This window comes from Streptomyces sp. NRRL F-2664 (assembly GCF_000719345.1).
GTDB lineage: Bacteria > Actinomycetota > Actinomycetes > Streptomycetales > Streptomycetaceae > Streptomyces.
Map to the genome: position 1 here is coordinate 1 of NZ_JOFX01000291.1, position 672 is coordinate 672.

Annotated in this window: 1 pseudogene; it reads left to right on the forward strand. The window is 65.6% G+C overall.

The window, feature by feature from the left end:
- Positions 1-171: 171 nt before the first annotated feature.
- Positions 172-570, forward strand: a pseudogene (locus IF89_RS46800) (transposase); the annotation flags it as partial.
- Between the last annotated feature and the right edge of the window lie 102 nt (positions 571-672).

Here is a 672-nt window from a genome sequence, read left to right on the forward strand (position 1 = left end):
GTTCAGCCACGCGGTCATTCTGGCCGTCCGGGTGCCGCCCGACGCAGCAACCGGGCGACACGTCAGGATGGGGCGAACATTGCCTGATGCGGCACTAGGCCCTGTATTGAGTCGTGATCGGTTCGCCGGTTCTACCCTCGGTGTGGGGGTGGATCCGGTAGTCCGGTACGCATGACGCGTGCGCAACTGACAGACAACGAGTGGGGGTTCGTCGAGCCGTATCTGCCGATCGGTGAGTACGGCCCGTATCCCGGGCGGCTGCGGCAGCAGTTCGAGGGTGTGATCTGGAAGTTCCGCTCGGGAGCGCAGTGGCGGGAGATGCCTGGCCGGTTCGGTGCCTGGTCTACCGTGCACAACAGGTTCAGGCAGTGGCGGGACGCTGGGGTCTTCAAGGCGCTGCTGGTGGGTGTGGTCGCCGAGGCGGCTGGGCAGGGGCGGGTGGATTTGTCGCTGGTCAGCGCCTCTACGACGGTCCGCGCTCACCATGACGCGGCCGGAATGTTCCTGGAGGAGGATGTTCTGGACGCTCTGGACAGGGCCGCCGTCGAGGCGGAGGCGGCCCGGAAAAAGGTTCCTCTATGGTTTTCGTCAAGCCGTAGTCGGTGTGGGTGGTTGGTAGAAGGTGCCGTCTCGGAGCATGGCGAAGAGGACGTCGATGCGGCGTCGGGCGAG